Source organism: Mesorhizobium sp. M1334 (assembly GCF_040317995.1).
GTDB lineage: Bacteria > Pseudomonadota > Alphaproteobacteria > Rhizobiales > Rhizobiaceae > Mesorhizobium.
The window spans coordinates 27,829-47,373 of record NZ_JAMYLM010000020.1; the positions used below are offsets into that span (position 1 = coordinate 27,829).

General features: G+C 62.0%; 18 protein-coding genes and 1 tRNA gene. 11 read left to right on the plus strand and 8 right to left on the minus strand.

Annotated features, from left to right (window positions below; genetic code table 11):
- Positions 1-123: 123 nt before the first annotated feature.
- The 3 genes from NKH17_RS25850 to phnN all read left to right on the plus strand — a co-directional run bounded on the left by NKH17_RS25850 (position 124) and on the right by phnN (position 2,674).
- Positions 124-831 carry a DUF1045 domain-containing protein gene (locus NKH17_RS25850; RefSeq protein WP_352477065.1) on the plus strand — a complete coding sequence of 236 codons (708 nt, stop codon included), beginning with the start codon at positions 124-126 and terminating at the stop codon, positions 829-831.
- A gap of 77 nt (positions 832-908) precedes the next feature.
- Positions 909-2,048, plus strand: coding sequence for an alpha-D-ribose 1-methylphosphonate 5-triphosphate diphosphatase (locus NKH17_RS25855; protein WP_352899480.1), 1,140 nt, complete (start codon positions 909-911; stop codon positions 2,046-2,048).
- Positions 2,045-2,674 carry a phosphonate metabolism protein/1,5-bisphosphokinase (PRPP-forming) PhnN gene (gene phnN / locus NKH17_RS25860; protein ID WP_352477063.1) on the plus strand — a complete coding sequence of 210 codons (630 nt, stop codon included), beginning with the start codon at positions 2,045-2,047 and terminating at the stop codon, positions 2,672-2,674. Before NKH17_RS25855 ends, phnN begins: the two co-directional genes overlap by 4 nt.
- 89 nt (positions 2,675-2,763) lie before the next feature.
- On the opposite strand, the gene NKH17_RS25865 is transcribed toward phnN, so the two are convergent.
- The 4 genes from NKH17_RS25865 to NKH17_RS25880 all read right to left on the minus strand — a co-directional run bounded on the left by NKH17_RS25865 (position 2,764) and on the right by NKH17_RS25880 (position 7,084).
- Positions 2,764-3,294, minus strand: coding sequence for a DUF2231 domain-containing protein (locus NKH17_RS25865; protein WP_352647785.1), 531 nt, complete (start codon positions 3,292-3,294; stop codon positions 2,764-2,766).
- Between the two features lie 151 nt (positions 3,295-3,445).
- Positions 3,446-4,441, minus strand: coding sequence for an ABC transporter permease (locus tag NKH17_RS25870; RefSeq protein ID WP_254815901.1), 996 nt, complete (start codon positions 4,439-4,441; stop codon positions 3,446-3,448).
- 23 nt (positions 4,442-4,464) lie between these two features.
- The gene (locus NKH17_RS25875) at positions 4,465-6,009 is read right to left on the minus strand and encodes a sugar ABC transporter ATP-binding protein (protein ID WP_352477104.1); all 1,545 of its coding nucleotides are present in this window, start codon (positions 6,007-6,009) and stop codon (positions 4,465-4,467) included.
- Positions 6,010-6,121: 112 nt separating this feature from the next.
- Positions 6,122-7,084 carry a sugar-binding protein gene (locus tag NKH17_RS25880; protein ID WP_352477060.1) on the minus strand — a complete coding sequence of 321 codons (963 nt, stop codon included), beginning with the start codon at positions 7,082-7,084 and terminating at the stop codon, positions 6,122-6,124.
- Positions 7,085-7,544: 460 nt separating this feature from the next.
- Here NKH17_RS25880 and NKH17_RS25885 point away from each other — a divergent pair, with 460 nt between their 5' ends.
- Positions 7,545-8,651 (plus strand): LacI family DNA-binding transcriptional regulator, encoded by a 1,107-nt coding sequence (locus NKH17_RS25885; protein WP_352899485.1) that lies wholly within the window; start codon positions 7,545-7,547, stop codon positions 8,649-8,651.
- Positions 8,652-8,713: 62 nt separating this feature from the next.
- Positions 8,714-9,856 (plus strand): alpha-hydroxy acid oxidase, encoded by a 1,143-nt coding sequence (locus NKH17_RS25890; protein WP_352879368.1) that lies wholly within the window; start codon positions 8,714-8,716, stop codon positions 9,854-9,856.
- Positions 9,857-9,973: 117 nt separating this feature from the next.
- Here the strand turns inward: NKH17_RS25890 and NKH17_RS25895 are convergent, their stop codons facing one another.
- Both NKH17_RS25895 and NKH17_RS25900 read right to left on the minus strand, forming a co-directional pair.
- Complete coding sequence (locus NKH17_RS25895; RefSeq protein ID WP_352899488.1) at positions 9,974-10,201, minus strand: antibiotic biosynthesis monooxygenase; 228 nt, start codon at positions 10,199-10,201, stop codon at positions 9,974-9,976.
- A 974-nt stretch (positions 10,202-11,175) separates the two neighbouring features.
- A complete protein-coding gene (locus NKH17_RS25900) occupies positions 11,176-12,852 on the minus strand; it encodes a winged helix-turn-helix domain-containing tetratricopeptide repeat protein (protein ID WP_352899491.1) in 1,677 nt (558 codons plus the stop codon).
- A gap of 89 nt (positions 12,853-12,941) precedes the next feature.
- On the opposite strand from NKH17_RS25900, the gene NKH17_RS25905 reads away from it, so the two are divergent.
- Positions 12,942-13,217: a hypothetical protein gene (locus NKH17_RS25905; protein ID WP_352477054.1), complete on the plus strand. Its 276-nt coding sequence runs from the start codon at positions 12,942-12,944 to the stop codon at positions 13,215-13,217.
- Between the two features lie 299 nt (positions 13,218-13,516).
- On the opposite strand, the gene NKH17_RS25910 is transcribed toward NKH17_RS25905, so the two are convergent.
- Both NKH17_RS25910 and NKH17_RS25915 read right to left on the minus strand, forming a co-directional pair.
- Positions 13,517-13,593: transfer RNA gene (locus NKH17_RS25910), tRNA-Arg, on the minus strand.
- 324 nt (positions 13,594-13,917) lie between these two features.
- Positions 13,918-15,405, minus strand: coding sequence for an ATP-binding protein (locus NKH17_RS25915; protein ID WP_023677495.1), 1,488 nt, complete (start codon positions 15,403-15,405; stop codon positions 13,918-13,920).
- Between the two features lie 334 nt (positions 15,406-15,739).
- Between NKH17_RS25915 and rpmH the strand changes: the two genes are divergently transcribed.
- The 5 genes from rpmH (at position 15,740) to yihA (ending at position 19,527) form a co-directional block, all read left to right on the plus strand.
- The gene (gene rpmH / locus NKH17_RS25920; RefSeq protein WP_008833937.1) at positions 15,740-15,874 is read left to right on the plus strand and encodes a 50S ribosomal protein L34; all 135 of its coding nucleotides are present in this window, start codon (positions 15,740-15,742) and stop codon (positions 15,872-15,874) included.
- A gap of 23 nt (positions 15,875-15,897) precedes the next feature.
- Entirely contained in the window at positions 15,898-16,251 is a 354-nt protein-coding gene (rnpA, locus tag NKH17_RS25925; RefSeq protein WP_352477053.1) for a ribonuclease P protein component, read from the plus strand.
- 13 nt (positions 16,252-16,264) lie between these two features.
- Positions 16,265-18,088 (plus strand): membrane protein insertase YidC, encoded by a 1,824-nt coding sequence (gene yidC, locus NKH17_RS25930; RefSeq protein WP_352899495.1) that lies wholly within the window; start codon positions 16,265-16,267, stop codon positions 18,086-18,088.
- Between the two features lie 144 nt (positions 18,089-18,232).
- The gene (locus NKH17_RS25935; protein WP_254815894.1) at positions 18,233-18,871 is read left to right on the plus strand and encodes a CatB-related O-acetyltransferase; all 639 of its coding nucleotides are present in this window, start codon (positions 18,233-18,235) and stop codon (positions 18,869-18,871) included.
- Positions 18,868-19,527, plus strand: a complete 660-nt coding sequence (gene yihA / locus NKH17_RS25940) for a ribosome biogenesis GTP-binding protein YihA/YsxC (protein WP_352899498.1) — start codon at positions 18,868-18,870, stop codon at positions 19,525-19,527. The genes NKH17_RS25935 and yihA overlap by 4 nt, the downstream gene beginning before the upstream one ends.
- Positions 19,528-19,545: the final 18 nt, after the last annotated feature.

Consider the following 19,545-nt stretch of genomic DNA (forward strand, 5'->3'; position numbering starts at 1 on the left):
GGTCCAAGCGAAAAATCGTCGGCTAACGACCCGGCTGTGTGGTTTTGTTACCGAAAACGCCGCAAAGCTTCGTCAATTCGTCATGGAAATCACCTATGGCAGCGGGGCTGACAAGGACTTTCGATGCGCTACGCGATCTATTTCACCCCCCGACAGGACGAACCGCTGGCACGGATCGCCGCCAACTGGCTCGGCCGCGACCCATTCGGTGCCGCCACAAAGCCGGTCGAGGCAGTAGGCGAGTTGTCGGCGGCAGAAGTTGCCTTCCATACCGCTTCGGCGCGCCGCTATGGCTTTCATGCGACGCTGAAGGCGCCCTTTCGACTGGCCTCCAATGAGACGGAAACCTCGCTTCGCGCGGCACTCGACGATTTTGCCGAGGCGACGCCGGTGGTTACGATCCCGCGCCTCGTCGTCAGCCAGATCGACGGCTTCTTCGCGCTGGTGCCGGAAGCACCGCTGCCGTCGCTCAACCGCTTCGCCGATGATGTGGTGCGCGACTTCGACCGCTTTCGCGCGCCGTTGACGGAAGCCGAGATCGAACGGCGCAGCCCCGATTCGCTGAAGCCCGACGAGTTCCGCAATCTCTGCCAATGGGGTTATCCCTATGTGTTCGAGACGTTTCGCTTCCACATGACGCTGTCCGGCCGGGTCTCGTCACAGGAAAGCCCTCGTCTTCGCTTAGCAATCGACAGCCTGTTTGCGGGCGTGCTGCAAAGGCCGGTGCCGGTGGACGCGCTGACGCTGTTTGTGGAAACTGAACCTGGCGCGCCGTTCATGGTGCTGTCCCATCACGCGCTCGGGCGCCGCCCGGCCAGAAGAACTGCCTAATGACTATTTGCTCTAACCGCGTTTGTGCGACGCCAATTGGTCCAGTTGGCTGCAAAATCCTGCAAGGACTGCTTGAAATGACCGCCGAGACTGTTCTTGACAACGCCCGGATCGTGCTAGCCGACCAGATCGTCCAAGGGTCGATCGTGCTGCGCGACGGCGTGATAACCGACATTGCTCCCGGCGCTGGCCGAACCGGCGAGGACATGGGCGGCGACTTCATCATCCCTGGCCTGGTCGAACTCCACACCGATCATCTCGAAGGCCATTACGCGCCACGGCCGAAAGTGCGCTGGAACCCGATCGCCGCGGTGCTCGCCCATGACGCGCAGGTGGCGACCGCCGGCATCACCACCGTGCTCGACGCCTTGCGCGTCGGCATGGACGAGGATGCGGACCTGACGGCTGCCGACATACGCAAGCTGGCCGACGCGATCGAGGACAGTGTCCAGCAGGACCGGCTCAGGGCCGACCATTTCATCCATCTGCGCTGCGAGGTTTCGGCGCCGGACTGCCTTCCAGCCTTCGCCAATTTCGACGGTGACGAGCGGGTCAGGCTGGCGTCGCTGATGGACCATGCGCCGGGACAGCGGCAATTCGTCGATCTCGAGACCTACGCCTACTACTATCAGCGCAAGCTGAAGCTTACGGATCGCGATTTCCAGAAATTCTGCGAAAAGCGGATGGCTGAATCGGCGAGGAACTCGAGCCCGAACCGCAGCTTCATCGCCGCGGCTTGTCATGAGCGCGGCATCGTGCTCGCCAGCCATGACGACGCGACCGTCGGCCATGTCGACGAAGCGATCGAGCAAGGTGTGCGCGTCGCCGAGTTCCCGACCACCGAGGAGGCAGCAAGGGCTTCGAAAAAGGCAGGGCTCGGCGTATTGATGGGCGCGCCGAACGTCATGCGCGGCGCTTCGCATTCGGGCAATGTCTCGGCCCGCACGCTGGCCGGCGACGGCCTGCTCGATATACTGTCATCGGACTACATTCCGTTCAGCCTGATCCAGTCGGCCTTCTTCCTCGGCGACGTGGTCGAAGGTATCTCGCTGCCGCAGGCTGTGGCCATGGTTTCGAAGAACCCGGCCGAGGCGGTCGGCCTCACCGATCGCGGTGTCATCGAGCCCGGCCGGCGCGCCGATCTGGTTCGCGTGCGCGTCGACGACCATGTCCCGGTCGTCCGCACGGTCTGGCGGCAGGGACGCCGGGTCGCATGATGGTGTCGGCATCGGTCGAGCGTGAATTGTCCGCCGCGGGATTTCCGATCCGCGACGGTGTCTTCGTCGCCGTCGTCGGGCCGAGCGGTGCCGGCAAGGACACGGTGATCGGCTATGCGCGCGCGGTGTTTGCCGGCGAGAGCCGGCTGGAGTTCGTGCGCCGGGTGATCACCCGGCCGAGCGATGCGGCCACCGAGGATCACGATACGCTCGCCGATGCTGCCTTTGTCGAGGCCGAAGCGGATGGCGCCTTCGCCATTTCCTGGGAGGCGCATGGCCTGCACTACGGCATCCCGGCCGAAGTCGACTGGTCGGTCTCCAACGGCCGTGTCGCGATCGCCAACGTCTCGCGCGCGATCATCCCGGCGCTGCGGGAGCGCTACGCCAATCTGGCTGTCGTCGAGATCACGGCTACACCGGATATCCTGGCCGAGCGGCTGGCATTGCGCGGTCGCGAGTCGCGCGGCGAAGTGCTGGCACGGCTGGCGCGCAGTGCCAATGTGGCGCTGTCCGGACCGGGTGTCACCTCGATCGACAATAGCGGCCCTCGTGAAGCCGCCGGCGAGCGCTTCGCCGAGGTGCTGCGCAAGGCCATGGCCTTCTCCGACATGTCGGGCCTTATCTAAAGTAGCGCCCATCCGATGCATTCGGTATGGGCGCTACTTGTCTAACCAATATCTTTGGAAGCCGGTACCCCCTTTTCGGGATTATGGCCTCATGCGGCGTGCCGGTCCCGACCAGCGTGACGAGTATCGGTGGCAGTGGTTGTCGAAGGCTTCACTGGCGCATCCGCTGGTGTATCCAGAACTGCAACGTGATGGCGATACACCATTTCCCAGCCCTTCCAGCCGGTGAACAGCAGTATGCAGACCACTATGAACGACAAGAGCGCACCCCATGGTCGGACCGCGGCTTCGGCGCCTTGGGCATAGCGAAGATAAAAATTGATCAGTGCCACAACGACCGCCGTCAGGTTGCCCAGCATGTGATACCAGGCGTCCGACAAGGCGCGAATGCGCGGCTCGTTGAGGAAGTCGATAAAACCGGCTGTCGCGGCGAGAAGGGCCATTACGATGGCTGCCCCGATCAGCCACATCGATGCCCGTGCCCAGAAAGCATCGGCAGTTCCCCAGAAAACCAGGTCGGTGACAAAGGCACCGACAAGAAACGCGACAGGAAAAGGTATCAACATCGGGTGGAGAGGGTGAGTTCCGACCTTTGCGGTACTTACTGGATTCGTGGGCATGGGACGCCTCCGCATAGCAAAGCTTAAATAAACGCTTCGATACGGGTTTCGTTCCAAATGGAGATTAATCTGAACTGCTGTCGCGAAGCTCAGGCCAACTTTTTGATGCCTGCCAATGGCAGTCGGCGCATTTCATCCAGCTATTTTTGCGTCATTCCGCGGCAGCACCCGCCACGCCCTTACGGGTAGCTTCCAGCATCCGCCGCCGCGCCCTGAACACGCCCCATTGCTGGTCGACCAGCACGCCGATGAGGATCACCCCGCCCATGACGGCGAAGTTGAGCGAGGACGGGATGCCGAGCAGGTTGACGAGGTTCTGCAGCTCCTGCAGCAGCACCGTGCCGAGCAGGACGCCGATCAGCGAGCCTTCGCCGCCGCGCAGCGAGAAGCCGCCGAGCACCGCTGCCGCGATGGCGTAGAGTTCGTAGAACTGGCCGTGGCTCGCCGGCGAGATCGAGCGTGTGTACATGGCGAAATAGATAGCCGACAGCGCCGTCAGCACGCCGCAGATGACATAGGCGGCTATGACGATGCGGCCGGTGCGGATGCCGGAATATTTTGCCGCTTCCTCGTTCTTGCCGATGGCGTAGAGATAGCGCCCGAATACCGAACGGTGCAGCACCACCCACATGACGACGGCGATGACGATCAGCGCGATGAAACTGTTCGGCACGCCCCAGGACCGCCCCGCCGTCAGGAATTCGAGTTCCGGGAAGTTCTGCCCAAAGGCAAAGCCGGCGGTGCCGTCGGCAGTGTAGAAGCGCGCCACGCCGCGATAGATCAGCAGGCCGCAGAGAGTGACGACAAACGGCTGCAACTTCAGCCGGGTGATCAGCCAGCCATGCATCAGGCCGATGATGGCGCCGAGCGCGATGATCAGCACGAAGGCGAGAGGCCACTCCATCTCCCGCACGGCGATGAAATCGATGAACAGCGTACCGAGTAGCGCAACCACCGAGCCGACCGACAATTCGATGCCGCCGGTGATGATGACGAAGGCTTGGCCGATCGACAGGATGCCGAACAGCCCGATCAGGTTCGAGGTGTTGGCGAGATTGATCGGCAGCAGGAAGCGCGGGTTGATGATCGCCACCACCGCGCCGACCACCAGGATCAGGATCAGCAGGCCGAGATCTTTCTTGCTCATCGTCTTCTCCCAACGCCTGCGAATTACTTCGGCTGCTTGCCGACCGCCAGCAGCAGCACGTTTTCCTGGCTGAACCGGTCCTTGTCGAGAATGCCGGAGATCTGGCCCTCATGCATGACGGCAATGCGGTCGGAAACGCCGATCACCTCCTCCATGTCGCTGGAGATCATCAGCACGGCGACCCCGGCATCGGCCAGCGCCCGCATCAGCCCGTAGATCTCGGCCTTGGCGCCTATATCGATACCGCGTGTCGGCTCATCGAGGATCATCACCTTCGGCTTCATCGCCAGCCATTTGGCCAGCACGACCTTTTGCTGGTTGCCGCCCGACAGCGTGCCGGTGCGCGTCTGCACGGAGGGCGCCCTGATGCCGAGATCGGTCTTCTGTTTCTCGGCGGTGGCGGTCTCGGCGCTGGCCGAGACCAGCGAGCGCCGCGAATGCGCCGGCAGATTGGGCAGCGAGATGTTCTGGGCAATCGACAGGTCGAGCAGGATGCCGGTCAGCTTGCGGTCTTCCGGGACGAGGAAAATCCCGTTGGCCACTGCGTCGGCGGCCGAACCAAGAACCAGGTCTTTTCCGTCAAGCTGGAACGAGCCGCCAAAGCTCCTGTCGATGCCGAACAGCACGCGCGCCAGTTCCGTCCGGCCGGAGCCGACGAGGCCGGCCAGGCCGAGGATCTCGCCATGCCTCACATCGAGGTCGACGGGCCGGTCAGGATAGGCGGCGGTGCGAATGGCCTTGACCGACAGCGCGACGGAGCCCGGCGGGCGCGCCGATTCTGCGGCCTTCTCGCGCTCCTTCAGCATGCGGCCGATCATCAGCTTGACCATCTGGTCATGATTGATGGCGCTCTTCGGCAAGGTTCCGGCGAGCATTCCGTCCCTGAGCACGACGACGCGATCGGCGACGCGCTCGACCTCGTGAAGGCGGTGCGAGATGAAAATGACACCGATGCCGTCTGCCTTCAGCGCCTTGATGACACCGAGCAGCTTGTCGGTTTCGGCGATCGGCAGGCTGGACGTCGGTTCGTCGAGGATAACCAACCGTGCCTTGATCGACAGCGCCTTGGCGATCTCGACCATTTGCTGCTGCGCCAGCGACAGCGCCGACACCGGCGTATCGGCCGAGAAATTGGCGCCCACGCGTTTGAGCAGCGGCGCCGCCTGCGCTCGCAGCCTGGCGCGGTCGACGAGCTTGAGCGGCCCGGCGCGCAGCGGTTCGCGGCCGAAGAAGATATTGGCGGCCACGTCGAGGTTTTCGAACAGGTTGAGTTCCTGGTGGACGAAAGCGATGCCCGAGCCGATGCTGGCCTCGACAGTCAGCCCGTCATGGGCGACGCCATCGACGGTGATGGTGCCGGTGTCCGGCCTGGTCACGCCACCGAGGATCTTCATCAGCGTCGATTTGCCGGCGCCGTTTTCGCCGACCAGGCCAATGACCTCGCCGGGCCTGACCTCCATCGAGAATCCGTCCAGCGCAACGACGCCGGGATAGGTCTTGCGCACACCGTTGAGGCTCAGGAACGGAGCGTCCGCAGATGCAACGATGGATGGGTCGGAATAATTCATCACGCCTGACAGCAGCCGGTGAGCCATTTGGCCTCAGACTGACGAGCCGCGCGAGGCCCGTCAATAGAACGCCGGCTCAAGGCGAACCTTGAGCCGGCGCACCCTAATTCGCTCAGTTTCCAGACATCGCCTTGAGGCTGGCGGCGTAGGCGTCGACATCGTCCTTGCCGATGATCTTGGTCGGGATGATGATCAGGCCATCGGCGGGAATGCCCGACTTGTCGCCCTCGAGATAGGCAGCCATCAGCTTCATGCCCTGATAGGCCCATTCGAAGGGCTGCTGCACGACGGTGGCGGCGACGGTGCCTTCCTTGACGCCGCCCAGTGTAATCGGATCGTCGTCGAAGCCGACGACGGTGATCTGGCCGAGCTTGCCGGCATCGCGCAGCGCTTCATAGATGCGCGGCGTGTTGTAGGAATAGAAGCCGACCATGCAGGTGACGTCGGGGCTGGCGACCAGCGCGTCCTCGACGTTCTTCTTGGCGCGAGCCTGATCGATGTCGTCGCCACGCACGTCGACCAATTCGATCTTGGTGCCGGCGAGACCTTCCTTCATGCCCTGGATGCGCTCCTTGGCGTTGTCGGCGCCGAGCAGGCCGACGAAGCCGAGGCACTTGCCGCCGTCAGGCATTGCCTTCTTGGCGATCTCCGCCGCCTGCTTGCCGGCATCGACATTGGACGAGCCGATATAGGCGACACGCTTGGTCTGCGGCGCGTCGCTGTCGGTGGTGAACAACGCCGTTTCCGAGGCGATCTTGTTCAGCCCGTCGGTCGACGTCTTGGGATCGACGGCCGAGACCATGATCGCCTTCACGCCGGCCGTCACCAGATCGTCCATCAGGCGCTGCTGGATGGCGACCGAGGACTGCTCCGGATATTTGAGTTCCAGTTTGTAGTTGGGCAGTTCGCCTTGAGCCTTCTTTACGCCGGCTTCCGCCGCCTTCCAGAAATCGGAAGCGCCGTTGACGACGAAGGCCAGTGTCGGCTTGTCGTCGGCCCGCGCAATTGCGCCGGCGGACAGGCCGAGCAGCAGGGCCGCAGCGGCGACGGACGCATTTCGTATCACAGATTTCATATTCAACCTCCCATTTTGACTCAGTAATTTTCGCTGATGATGAACGTGCCGGCGCGGCTTGGACGCCCTCCTCCTCAAGGGTTTCCGGCAGCGAAGAACGACGCCATTCCAGCCGCGATCGTCGACTTTAGAGACTCATTCGCCGTTCGTAAATAGTCCGATTTGTCTGACATTTCCCGGAGCGGCAGGCAAGCTTCGGCTGACGGGAACCGTCCGATACCAGGCTGGCTTGCGTTCCGAACATGCGCGGTCCGACATCGTCCGGGCATGATGGATTGACGTTATAGGGATGCCGGATATTAGTAAAGAGTATTAGTTTGGTCGAGATTCTCGCCACAAAGGAGAGAGGCCTCCCCAGTCGCAACCGTTTTGAACCGGGGACTACATCGCCCAAGAAGGGTCGATTATATCTATTAGTAGCGCTTCGCCCTATAAACGCGAGATTCGAGGTACCAACGACATGAACGAACCACTGCGTGATCCCGTCCTTGAGGGTACCAGGCGGCGCAAGCCGTCCTGGAAAAACCCCAAGGGCCGCGTTACCATGACCGACATCGCCAGGGTCGCCCGCTGTTCGCAGGCGACGGTTTCGTTCGTGCTCAACAACACGCCGGGCATCAGGCTGTCGCAGCAAACCCGACAGCGGGTGATCGAGACCGCGCGAACGCTGGGCTATTCGCCGCCGGTGTTTTCTGCCTTGCGAGCCCCGGTTGCCGCATTCGACGGGCTGGATGGCGTGATCGGCTTCGCCGTCGACCAGTTGGCGACCAGCCCGGAGGCGGTCGTCGCCATTGAAGGGGCGCGGCAAGCCTCGTGGAACGCCGGCAATGTCGTGTTGGTGGCGCAGACCATGGGCGACGAGGTGATGGAGCCCCGGGCCATCGCGGCACTGACCAAGCGGGGCATTTCGGCGCTGATCTACATGACCATCTTCACCCGCGAGATCGTCGCGCCGGACTATCTCTACGGTCTCGACATTCCGGTCATCCTGCTCAACTGCTACACCGCCGACCATGCCTTCCCCGCCGTGGTGCCGAGCGAGATCGCCGGCGGCCAGAGCTCGACCCGGCACCTGATCAGCTATGGCCATCGCCGTATCGCCACCATCACCGGCGAGCCCTGGATGCAGGCGGCCCAGGACCGGCTGAAAGGTTACCGCCGGGCGCTGGCGACGGCCGACATCCCGTTCGACCCGGCGCTGGTCGTCGAAGGCGATTGGTCAGCGAGCGCCGGCTATGCCGCGACCGTCAAGCTCTTGGCGCTGAAGGACCGGCCGACCGCCATCTTCTGCCAGAACGACCGTACCGCGATCGGCTGCTACGAGGCGCTGAAGGAGGCCGGCCTGCACATCCCCGGAGATATTTCGGTGGTCGGCTATGACGACGAGGAGATCGCGCGACATCTGTTCCCGCCCCTGACGACGTCGATCCTGCCGCATATGGCAATGGGACAATGGGCGATCGAGCAGCTCGAAGTCCCCGCTGCTCCCGGTCGCGGCCGCTATCCCATCACCAAGCTCGAATGCCCGCTGGTGGAGCGGGAGTCGGTTGGCGCTATGGCGGGCTGAGCGCCGGCGATCGACAATGGCACAGGCTTGACATCAGGCCCGGCATATACCCGATTGATTTCATGCGATTGCAAAGCTGCTACAATTTTCAGGACTTCCGCCGGCTGGCAAAACAGCGCCTGCCAGGCCCGATCTTCAACTATATCGATGGCGGCGCGGACGACGAGACGACGCTGCGGCGCAACACGGCGGCTTTCGAGGACTGCGATCTCGTCCCCAACGTCCTTGCCGGTGTTGGACAGGTCAACATGTCGGTCACCGTCATGGGCCAGAAGCTGGCGATGCCGGTCTATTGTTCGCCGACGGCTCTCCAGCGGCTGTTTCACCATAGCGGCGAGCGCGCCGTCGCCGCGGCGGCGGAGAAGTTCGGCACGATGTTCGGCGTCTCGTCGCTCGGCACGGTCAGCCTGGAGGAAGTGCGCAAGCACAGGACGCCGCAGGTCTATCAGTTCTATTTCCACAGGGATCGCGGCCTGAACCGCGCCATGATGGAGCGCGCCAAGGCGTCCGGCGTCGAGGTGATGATGCTGACCGTCGACAGCGTCACCGGCGGAAACCGCGAGCGTGACCTGCGGACCGGCTTTTCTATCCCCTTTCGGCTTACGCTCGGCGGCATGATGCAGTTCGCGATCAAGCCGAGATGGGCTATCGACTATTTGACCCACGAAAAGTTCAGCCTGCCGCAGTTGGACGGCCATATCGATCTCGGCGGCGGAGCGCTTTCCATCAGCCGCTATTTCACGGAGATCCTCGACCCGTCGCTGGATTGGAAGGATGTCGAAGACATGGTCCGCTTCTGGAACGGCCAGTTCTGCCTGAAGGGGATCATGAGCGTCGCCGATGCCAGAAAGGCGGTCGACATCGGCTGCACCGGCATCGTTCTGTCAAATCATGGCGGCAGGCAGTTGGACGGCTCGCGCAGCCCCTTCGACCAGCTGTCCGAGATCGTCGACGCGGTGGGCGACAAGATAGACGTGATCATCGACAGCGGCGTCCAGCGCGGCACGCATGTGCTGAAAGCCCTGTCGTTGGGCGCCAAGGCCGTCGGCGTCGGGCGGTATTATCTGTTCCCGTTGGCAGCCGCCGGACAGGCCGGCGTCGAACGGGCGCTCGGCCTGATGCGAACCGAGATCGAACGTGGCATGCGGCTGATGGGATGCAGGTCGGTGGCAGAGCTTTCCAGGGAAAATGTGCGGTTTAGGTGAGGGAGCCAGGAAGCACAGCATAAGCTTTTCGAAGTGCGAACCTTATACCGACCTGCCGCCCGGTTCGAAGACGGCCTCGCCGGAAACAGCATCCGTATGTCCGCCCTCAATTTGCTGCTACATATGCCGGAACCGATCAAGATTGCCTAGCATTTTGGGCCGGGCATCGACCATGTGCTGGAAAGTGTCCCATTCTCCAATCGAGAAGAAGGCGCCATCTCCAGATTTGACGAGAGCCATCTTTCGTAATCCCTCGAAATTGCGCGGAGCGCTGCTGAACAGTTCGACGAACTCGTCTTCATGACCAGGCTTGATCTGGAAGCGGACGCTGTTGAATGCCGTCATGTACGTTCCCTCGTGAAAGACCTGAAAAACCTCGAATATGCAAAAGCCCTAAGGCACCTCAAACCCTTCGAACTGGTGTACACGAAAATCGGAAGGTTGGCTTCAGTCACTTCAGGCCGAAAGCCCCGTTTCTGGCTGTTTTAGCAGGAAGAGGACGACGCTCGGTCTCAATTGATGCGCCCTTCCGACCGGCAATGAAACGCGCTGTTAACGCCGTTCGCGGGTGACAGGATGTTGGCCGCAGTTCGAAGGTATAGTCTGCGTCTTGCCGTCAGTTGCGGAGGCGAAAATGAATTTGCTTCGGATTGCGCTCTTGTGCACGGCCATGATCGACCTTGGAATGCCGGCCGTTCACGCTGAGGATCGGCCTGTGCCGCCAAACAATAAAGCCGCAACAGCGCAGCCGCCCGTTCATTGTGAAGGCCAAAATTGTCTCCCGCCGGCGAAAGATCCCGTGCAGGAATGCACTGGCCAGGATTGCACGCTAGCTCCGCCGACTGAACCGGGCCCGGAGATCAAGCAGGCCGACTGAGCAGCGTTAGCTGACGATCCCCTTTTTGGCATGGTAGCGCTCACGTCTCGCGACCTTCCGACGACCGGCGCCGGTTATTGTCGGACGGCTGTGAGCTCACCGCGCCCGAGAGGTCCCCTGAGGCGGGCCGTGCATTGGATTGATGGCGCGCCGGACAGGATGAAACTGGGAACCTCTATGTTATTGTAGTGCCTATATAATTTCCGAAGCAGCGTCCGCCTTGCGCCAGGAGCCTACCTTGACGGATTGTCAGTTTTCGACTCGTTCCAGAAGTTCGGGTGCGAGCGCACTATGGCGCATAGGCGGCCACATTGCCGACCTTCCGCCCCCGATATTCCTTGCGAAGGATGATCCTACTTTGAGGGCAACCATCGCCCATGACACAAAGGCTTCAACGTAGCGGCCCAGTCGGTCTTCTGCGGGGTCGCGCACGGACAGCCGTTCACTCCGGCAACCCGGCGAACCGCATGTGTTCGATCCAGCGGTCGAGGCTTCCGGGCGCGGTCCATATCTTCTCCCACTCCCTGCGTTGTTTGCTGATGGACTCGCCGGGCGAGTTCTGGAGGAAAACCCCTAGCGCTTCCTTTGCCTCCCGCTTGTTTCCCAGACAAGCGTGGATCCCCGCAAGCATTCGGTGTGCGCCGCTCGGGATTCTGGACATTTTCCGCATCGCCGTCAGCGCTGCCCGGCAATCGTTCTTTTCCCAGAGCGCCCAGCCCATCTGCCAGTGGAACCAGTCAGGGTGGAAAGGATCGATGCCCTTGGCCCGCTCGATCCGATCGATCGCTTCGTCCGTGCGGCCAACATAGAGCAGCACGTCCGTACTGTGGACGAGGATATTCGAATCACTGGGATTCAGGGCGATCGCCTGATCGTACCGGGCAAGGGCCTGCCCGATCTCGCCAGCTTCGGTGTGGATGCTGGAGCGGACATTATGCGTCTCGGCGTCGTCCGGAGCAAGCAGGATGGCCTTGTCGGCGTACACGGCGGCGCGTTTCAACACCTCATCCCGGTTATACTCCTGCTCGTGCCACCCGAACACCGCGGCATTGCGATAGGACCAGGCCAGCCCGATATAGCCGAACTGGGCGTTCGGATCCGCTTCGAGCGCTTTGAGGCTCAACTGCCGTAGCAACGCGTTCCCCGCGGCAGAGAAGTCCTTTTTGACTTCGACCTTCCCCATCAGGTAATAGCGGAGCGCGCTGACCTGCGCGGCATCGCTCTTTGGCAAGGGTCTCTGGATCCTCTGTCCGACCCGATCCGCAAGCGTGCGGATGATCTCCTCCTGGACGACGAAAAGATCGCCAATCTCCCGGTTGTAGGTGTTGGCCCAGAGATGCGATCCGTCATGCGCATTCAGCAATTGTGCGGTCACTTTCAGCCGGTCTGCGATCTTCTGCTGGCTGCCTTCGAGCAGGTAGTCGACGCCGAGTTCATCTCCAATCTGCCTGGCGTCGACCGGCTGGTCGCGGTACCTGAAACTCGAGTTCCGGGCGATGACGGCATAAGTCTTGCTCCGCGCAAGCTCGGTGATGATCCCCTCGGCGACGGCATCGCTGAGATATCCCACGTCCGCGCCGGTACTCATGTCGTCGAAGGGAAGGATTGCAATCCTGGGCATGTCCCTCGAACGAACCGGGGCGGCACGCCATATTTCCGCGCCGAAATACGCGCCGATCGCTGCCGCAACGAGGACGAGTGCAGCAAGAATGAAGCCGCGTTGCGAAAATCGTGTCCTGGCGCGTTCCGTGCCGGCTGCGGCGTTTGGGTCCGCCGCGTCCGATGCATCGGCATTCAGCCGGTAGCCTCGCTTGGGGAAGGTTTCCACGATCACATGCCCGTCGTCCCCGAATGCGCGGCGAATATCGGCAATGCATTGGGTAAGGCTGTCGTCGGTCACGAAGGTATCGGGCCAAACCGCCTGCATCAGCACATCTTTGGACACAATCTCGCCCGGTCGCGCCGCGAGCGCATAGAGCACTTCGGCGGACTGGCTGCGGAGATCGACCGCTTTGCCTTCAACCGTTCGAAGTTCGTTGCTTTTGGTCAGGAAAACAAAACCGCCAAACGTGATCGTTTCGGCAGATTTCGGGTCAATTTCAGGAGCCTTTCGGGACATTTCACCCTCATGGCGCGCTCCCTAGCCTAGCCCATTCGGCCGCCGCATCCAAGCGATCCTGGCGGTGCTGGATTGGACAGGAGGCTGACATGAAACGGACCAGGTTCATCATCGCTCTCGCTCTCCTTTTGACAGCGCAAACGGCTGCAAAAGCGGACTCCCTTATTGTGAATGCAACCGCGCATGTTATTTCGCTTACATTTGCAAATGGCCGTATCGAAGAACGCCGAGAACAGAAACCCTTCGATACATACGCCCTCTGTCTCGCATGGAAACATCAGAACGAATTCCTTCCGCCGCATCCGCCTGCTTTTATTTCTTTCGTATATTGTACGCAAACAGAGGCGACGCTCGCATCATCCTGAGCACGAATGACTGAGGCGACGTTTCGCGGGGAGACGCGAATGTTTGGTACGAGCTGAGGCGGCGCCCCGGCGAAGAACCGCAAGATTCCAGAAATTTGGATCCTGCCCACGCGCATCATGGAATGTCAGTTTTTGTCCTCAATCCCGGCACAGATAAGATTCCTGCTACTTCCGCTCTCCACCCGTTGGCGACCTTGAAAGCCGAGGCGAGAATAGCCGGACTGGGCAACAGCGAACTGATGTACCCGGTTTTGTTCTGGGCCTGGAAGACCTCCCATGTCAAATCAGTGAATTACGAGTGGCGCGCCCGAAGAGATTCGAACTCCTGACCCCCAGATTCGTAGTCTGGTGCTCTATCCAGCTGAGCTACGGGCGCGCAACAGGCCATGCTTGGCATAGCCCCGCGATCCGATCCTGGCGACCGGCCGCGATGTGAGCTGTTCCCTAGCGACTGAATTTGCGAAAAGCAAGCCGATCCTAGCCAAAAGTTTTGCAGTCATGCTCTGCCGTCATGCGCCGGCCGGCGAAGGCAAGGCCGCGTCACGCGGCGGCCGAGCCGACAGGTCCGAGTCTTGGATCGGTCATTTGCCAATCGGAACGGTCCGTAACGAAACGAGCCGTTGCACGGCGGCCGAGCCCATGGCTGGTAGTCTCGGACCAACCCTTTGCGAATTGAAACGATCCGTAACGAAACGGTTCGTTACGCCGGGCGGCGCAGCCCGTTGCGGGCCTGGTCGAGCCGGACCGGCTGGTCGGGAATGGTGACCGCGAATGTGGTGCGCCCGCCGATCGATTCGACCAGCTCCACCGTGCCGCCATGGGCGCGGATCAATTCATGGGCGATCGCCAGGCCAAGGCCGGTGCCGCCGCTGCGGGCCGAGCCGCGAAATGCCGCGAACAGGTTTTCTCGCGCCTTTGGCGGCAGGCCGGGGCCGGTGTCGGTGACGACGATGCGGCTGACGCTGCCGATGCGCTCGGCCGATATGGTCAGGCGGCGCACCACGGCGCTCTCGGTGTCCGCCGCCATCGCCTGCACGGCGTTGCGGCTGAGATTGGTGAGCACGCGGAACAGCTGGTCGGAATCGGCATCGACCTCGAGCACCGGGTCGACGGCGTTGACGAATTCGATGCCGCATTCGATGTCGAGCAGACCCTGGACATCTTCGACCAGCTGGCGCAGCCGCAGCCTGCGGCGCGACGGCGGCGGCTCCTGGGTGCGGCCATAGGCCAGCACGCCCTCCGAATAGGACACCGCACGGTCGAGCGCGCGCAGCAGTTTTGGCGCGAAGGCCTGCACGGTCGGGTCCTTGACCTGGCGCAGGCGGTCCGACATCAGCTGCGCCGAGGCGAGGATGTTGCGCATGTCGTGGTTGATCTTCGACACGGCCAGGCCGAGGTCGGCCAGGTGCTTCTGCTCGGTCAGCATCTTTTGCAGCCGCTCCTGCATCTGCGACAGTTCGCGTTCGGCGACGCCGATCTCGTCGGCCCGGGCGGCGGGGTGAATGATGCGGCCGGGATCGTCGGGCGCCTCGGAAAAGGACAGCATCGAGCGTGTCATCGTCCTGATCGGGCCGATCATGATCAGGTCTATCGCGGCATAGACCAGCATGGCGGTGAACAGCGAGATCAGCAGCGAGACGAAGGCGACGTTGCGCGAATAGATCAGCATGGCATTGCGCAGGCGGTGGTCGGGCATGATCAGCTCGAATTCCTTGTCGCTGTCGCCGACCGGCCCGAAAACGCGCAGCATCCGCTTGCCGCCGAAAAACAGCGTGTCCAGCGCGCCGGTCATGCCCTTGATCATGCCGACATTGGCGATATCGATATGCTCGTCGACCTGCGGCGGCATTTCGGCCACGACCAGAAGCCGCGAGACGCCGCCGTCGCGCACGGCGATCGCCTTGGCGCCGATCGCCATCAGTACGTCGTTCTGGGCGGCACGCGACAGCGAGGCAGGTTCGCCCTGCACCAGGACGATGGAAACCGCGGCGGCGGTGCTCAGCCTCTCCTTCAGCCAGCTCAGCCTGTAGCTGGCGATCCAGGGCACGAAGATGAGGATTTCGGCCAAGAGCACGAAGACGATGGTAAGCAGCAGCAGCTTCGTCGACAGGCCGCGCGCCAGCGGCACCCTGCGGGTGGCGGCCTTCGCCTGGGCGATGCTTTCGTCGGTTGCTGGGACTTCACTCATGCTCGTCGTCACGGCTGCCTGTCATCACGGCTGCTTGTCTTAAGGACTGCTCGTCTTCACGATCGCTTGATCGAGCAAGATTAGGCGATTGCGGCTTTTTTGCCAAATTCATCCTTGGTCGAAGCCGGAAAGAGGCCGCAAGGACTTCCCTGCCAGTCCGACAACGCCGGCCCGACAGGCTGGATTGACTTCCAAAACCCTTCTTTCTATAAGCCCGCTCACGCTCGGGCCATTCGTCCCGGCGCGGTTTCGATCGCGCCAAGACCGGCCCGGCAAAGCTCCTGTTACAAAGTGACAGAATCAAGAAGGGCCGCACCCCGCGGTATTTAAACAAATGAAGCGTACTTACCAGCCGTCCAAACTCGTTCGCAAACGCAGGCACGGCTTCCGTGCCCGCATGGCCACCAAGGGTGGCCGCGGCGTCGTCGCAGCCCGCCGCAACCGCGGCCGCAAGCGTCTCAGCGCCTGAGCACCAAGCGAGAGACAAGATCGTTGCCCGCAACCGGCAAGCCAACGGGTGCCCATCCCAAGCGGCTTCTGAAGCGCGCGGAATTCCTGGCCGTCCGTCGTGGTGAAAAGCGCCGCGGGCGGCTTTTCCTCGTCGAGGTCCTGGGCCGCGGCGACGGCGAGGCGCCGCGCGTCGGCTATACCGTCACCAAGAAGGTCGGCAACGCCGTCGTTCGCAACCGCATCCGGCGGCGGCTGAGAGAGGCCGTGCGCACGCATGCCGCGGATGACATGGCGCCGGGCAATGATTATGTCATCGTCGGGCGCGAAGACGTGCTTACGACTCCGTTCGGCCAGTTGAAGGCCGAACTCTCCCGCAGATTGCGTGGAACACGATAGGCCAAGGGCTTCGATGGAAAACAACCGCAACTTCTTCATCACCATCGCACTGTCGGTGCTGATCCTGGCGCTTTGGCAATATTTCTACGTGATGCCGCGCAGCGAGATGCAGCGCGAAGCCGCCCGCATCGAAGAACAGCGCGTGGCGGAGCAGAAGAAGGCTGCCCAAGGCACCGCTCCCGGCGCGAGCGAAACGCCGGTGCAGCCGGGCGCCATTCCGAGCGCGCCCGGCGGCGACGCGGTGACGCCGGCCGGCCGCGAGCAGGCGATTGCTTCGACGAAGCGCGTCAAGATCGACACGCCGAGCCTCGAAGGTTCGATCAACCTCACCGGCGCGCGCCTCGACGATCTCCGGCTCAAGCATTACAGGGAGACCGTCGACAAGACCTCGCCCGAGATCGCGTTGCTCAACCCGGCGTCCCTGCCAAACGGCTATTTCGCCGAGATCGGCTTTTCCGGCACGCCGGATGTGGGCAGGCTGCCCGGCCCCGACACGGTCTGGCAGACCGACGGCAATGCGACGCTGACACCAGCGACGCCGGTCACGCTGACCTTCACCAACGACAAGGGCCTGGTTTTCAAGCGCACCTTCTCGGTCGACAGCCAATATATGTTCACCGTATCCGACACGGTCCAGAACGGCGGCTCGGCACCCGCGACGTTGTCGAACTATGGCCGAGTCACCCGCTTCGACAAGCCGGCTATCGCCAGCACCTATGTGCTGCACGAGGGCCTGATCGGCGTTACCGGAAGCGAGGGCCTGCAGGAATACAAATACTCCAGCGTCGAATCGGACAAGGAGTACAAACCAGGCAAGTCGAGCGACGGCTGGCTCGGCATCACCGATAAATACTGGGCGGTGACCCTGGTGCCGCCGAGCGGCCGCGAATTTCAGCCCAAATTCTCTTATTTCGAGTTCAAAAGCGGACCCCACCCGCATAGCTACCAATCCGATTTCCTGTCCGATCCGGTCACAATCGCTCCCGGGCAATCGACGACCGTGGAGTCGGAGATATTCGCCGGCGCCAAGGAAGTTTCGACGATCAACGCCTATGAAAAGGACCGTCATATTCGCCAGTTCGACCTGCTGATCGACTGGGGCTGGTTCTATTTCATCACCAAGCCGATGTTCTGGCTGATCGACACGCTCTACAAATTCTTCGGCAATTTCGGCCTGGCGATCCTCGCCACCACCGTCATCGTCAAGGCGCTGTTCTTCCCGCTCGCCAACAAGTCCTATGCGTCGATGGCGAACATGAAGAAGGTGCAGCCCAAGATGCTCGAGATCCGCGAGAAATACGCGGACGACAAGATGAAGCAGCAGCAGGCGATGATGGAGCTGTACAAGACCGAGAAGATCAATCCGCTCGCCGGCTGCTGGCCGGTGGCGTTGCAGATCCCGGTCTTCTTCTCGCTCTACAAGGTGCTCTACATCACCATCGAGATGCGGCACGCGCCGTTTTTCGGCTGGATCCAGGATCTGGCGGCGCCGGACCCGACATCGATCTTCAACCTGTTCGGGCTGATCTCGATCACCTTGCCGCACATGCTGATGATCGGCGTCTGGCCGCTGATCATGGGCGTGACGATGTTCCTGCAGATGCGCATGAACCCGACGCCGCCGGACCCGACGCAGGCGGCGATCTTCACCTGGATGCCCGTGATCTTCACCTTCATGATGGCGGGTTTTCCGGCCGGTCTCGTTATCTACTGGGCCTGGAACAACACGCTGTCGATCCTGCAGCAGGGCGTGATCATGAAGCGGCAGGGTGCCAAGATCGAATTGTGGGACAATCTGGTCGCGCTGTTCCGCAAGAAACCGTCGCCGGCGGAATAGCCGGCGCTCCGATGATGCGAAACCAGAAAGCCCCGGTTCGTCCGGGGCTTTTTGTACAGGCTGGCGGTCTGGATTAAGCGATTGGTACTGCCGGGCGGATCGCGCTATTTTGACCTGGCTGGCAGTTGCCCGACGGAGCTCGATATGACCGGACCCAATCCATCGATCAAGCATCCGATTCCGTTGCACACGCGCGTCGGCTTTCTGAAACCGCTGGTGACGGCGCCGAACATCGAGATCGGCGATTTCACCTATTATGACGATCCGGACGGGCCCGACAAATTCGCCGAAAAATGCGTGCTGCATCATTACCCGTTCATCGGCGACAGGCTGATCATCGGCAAGTTCTGCGCCATTGCCGAAGGCGCGCGCTTCATCATGAACGGCGCCAATCACGCCATGTCCGGCTTTTCGACTTATCCGTTCAACATCTTTGGTCACGGCTGGGAGGAAGGCTTCGACCCGGCGACATGGTCGAAGGAGGTGCGTGGCGACACAATCGTCGGCCACGACGTCTGGATCGGCATGGAAGCGGTGATGCTGCCGGGCGTGAAGATCGGCGACGGCGCCATTGTCGCGGCAAAGTCGGTGGTGACGCACGATGTGCCGGCCTATGCGATCGTCGCCGGCAATCCGGCCAAGGTGGTAAAGATGCGCTTCGACGACAGGACCATCCGGCGGCTGCTGGCGCTGGCGTGGTGGCACTGGCCGGTGGAAAAGATCAGCCGCAATCTCGATGCCATTCGTGGCAGCAACATTTTTCTTCTGGAGGCAGCGGTTTGAACGCGTTGAACAACACCACGATCGGCATCGAATTGTTCACGCGAGCCTGGATATTCATCCGCGGCGTGCCGGCGATGAAATTCCTGCCGCCGGAGGGTCCGCCCGAGATCGCCTTTGCCGGCCGCTCCAATGTCGGCAAATCGTCGCTGATCAACGCGCTGGTCAACCAGAAGGGGCTGGCGCGCACCTCCAACACACCGGGCCGCACGCAAGAACTCAACTATTTCGTGCCGGGCGGATTTTCGGGAGAAGGCGCCGACCTGCCGCCGATGGCCCTGGTCGACATGCCGGGCTATGGCTACGCCACGGCGCCGAAGGAAAAGGTCGACGAGTGGACGAAGCTCGTGTTCGACTATCTGAAGGGCCGGGTGACGCTCAAGCGCGTCTACGTGCTGATCGATGCCCGCCATGGCATCAAGGCCAAGGACGACGAGGTGCTGTCGCTGCTCGACAAGGCGGCGGTGTCGTATCAGATCGTGCTGACCAAGACCGACAAGATCAAGGCGGCGGGGGTACCGCGACTGGTCGAGGAAACGCTCCAGAAGATCAAGAAACGCCCGGCGGCATTTCCCTTCGTGCTCGCCACGTCGTCGGAAAAGAGCGAGGGCCTCGAAGAACTGCGTGCGGCGATCGTGCTCGCCGCCAATGGCGGATAGGCAACGGACTCCGACGGC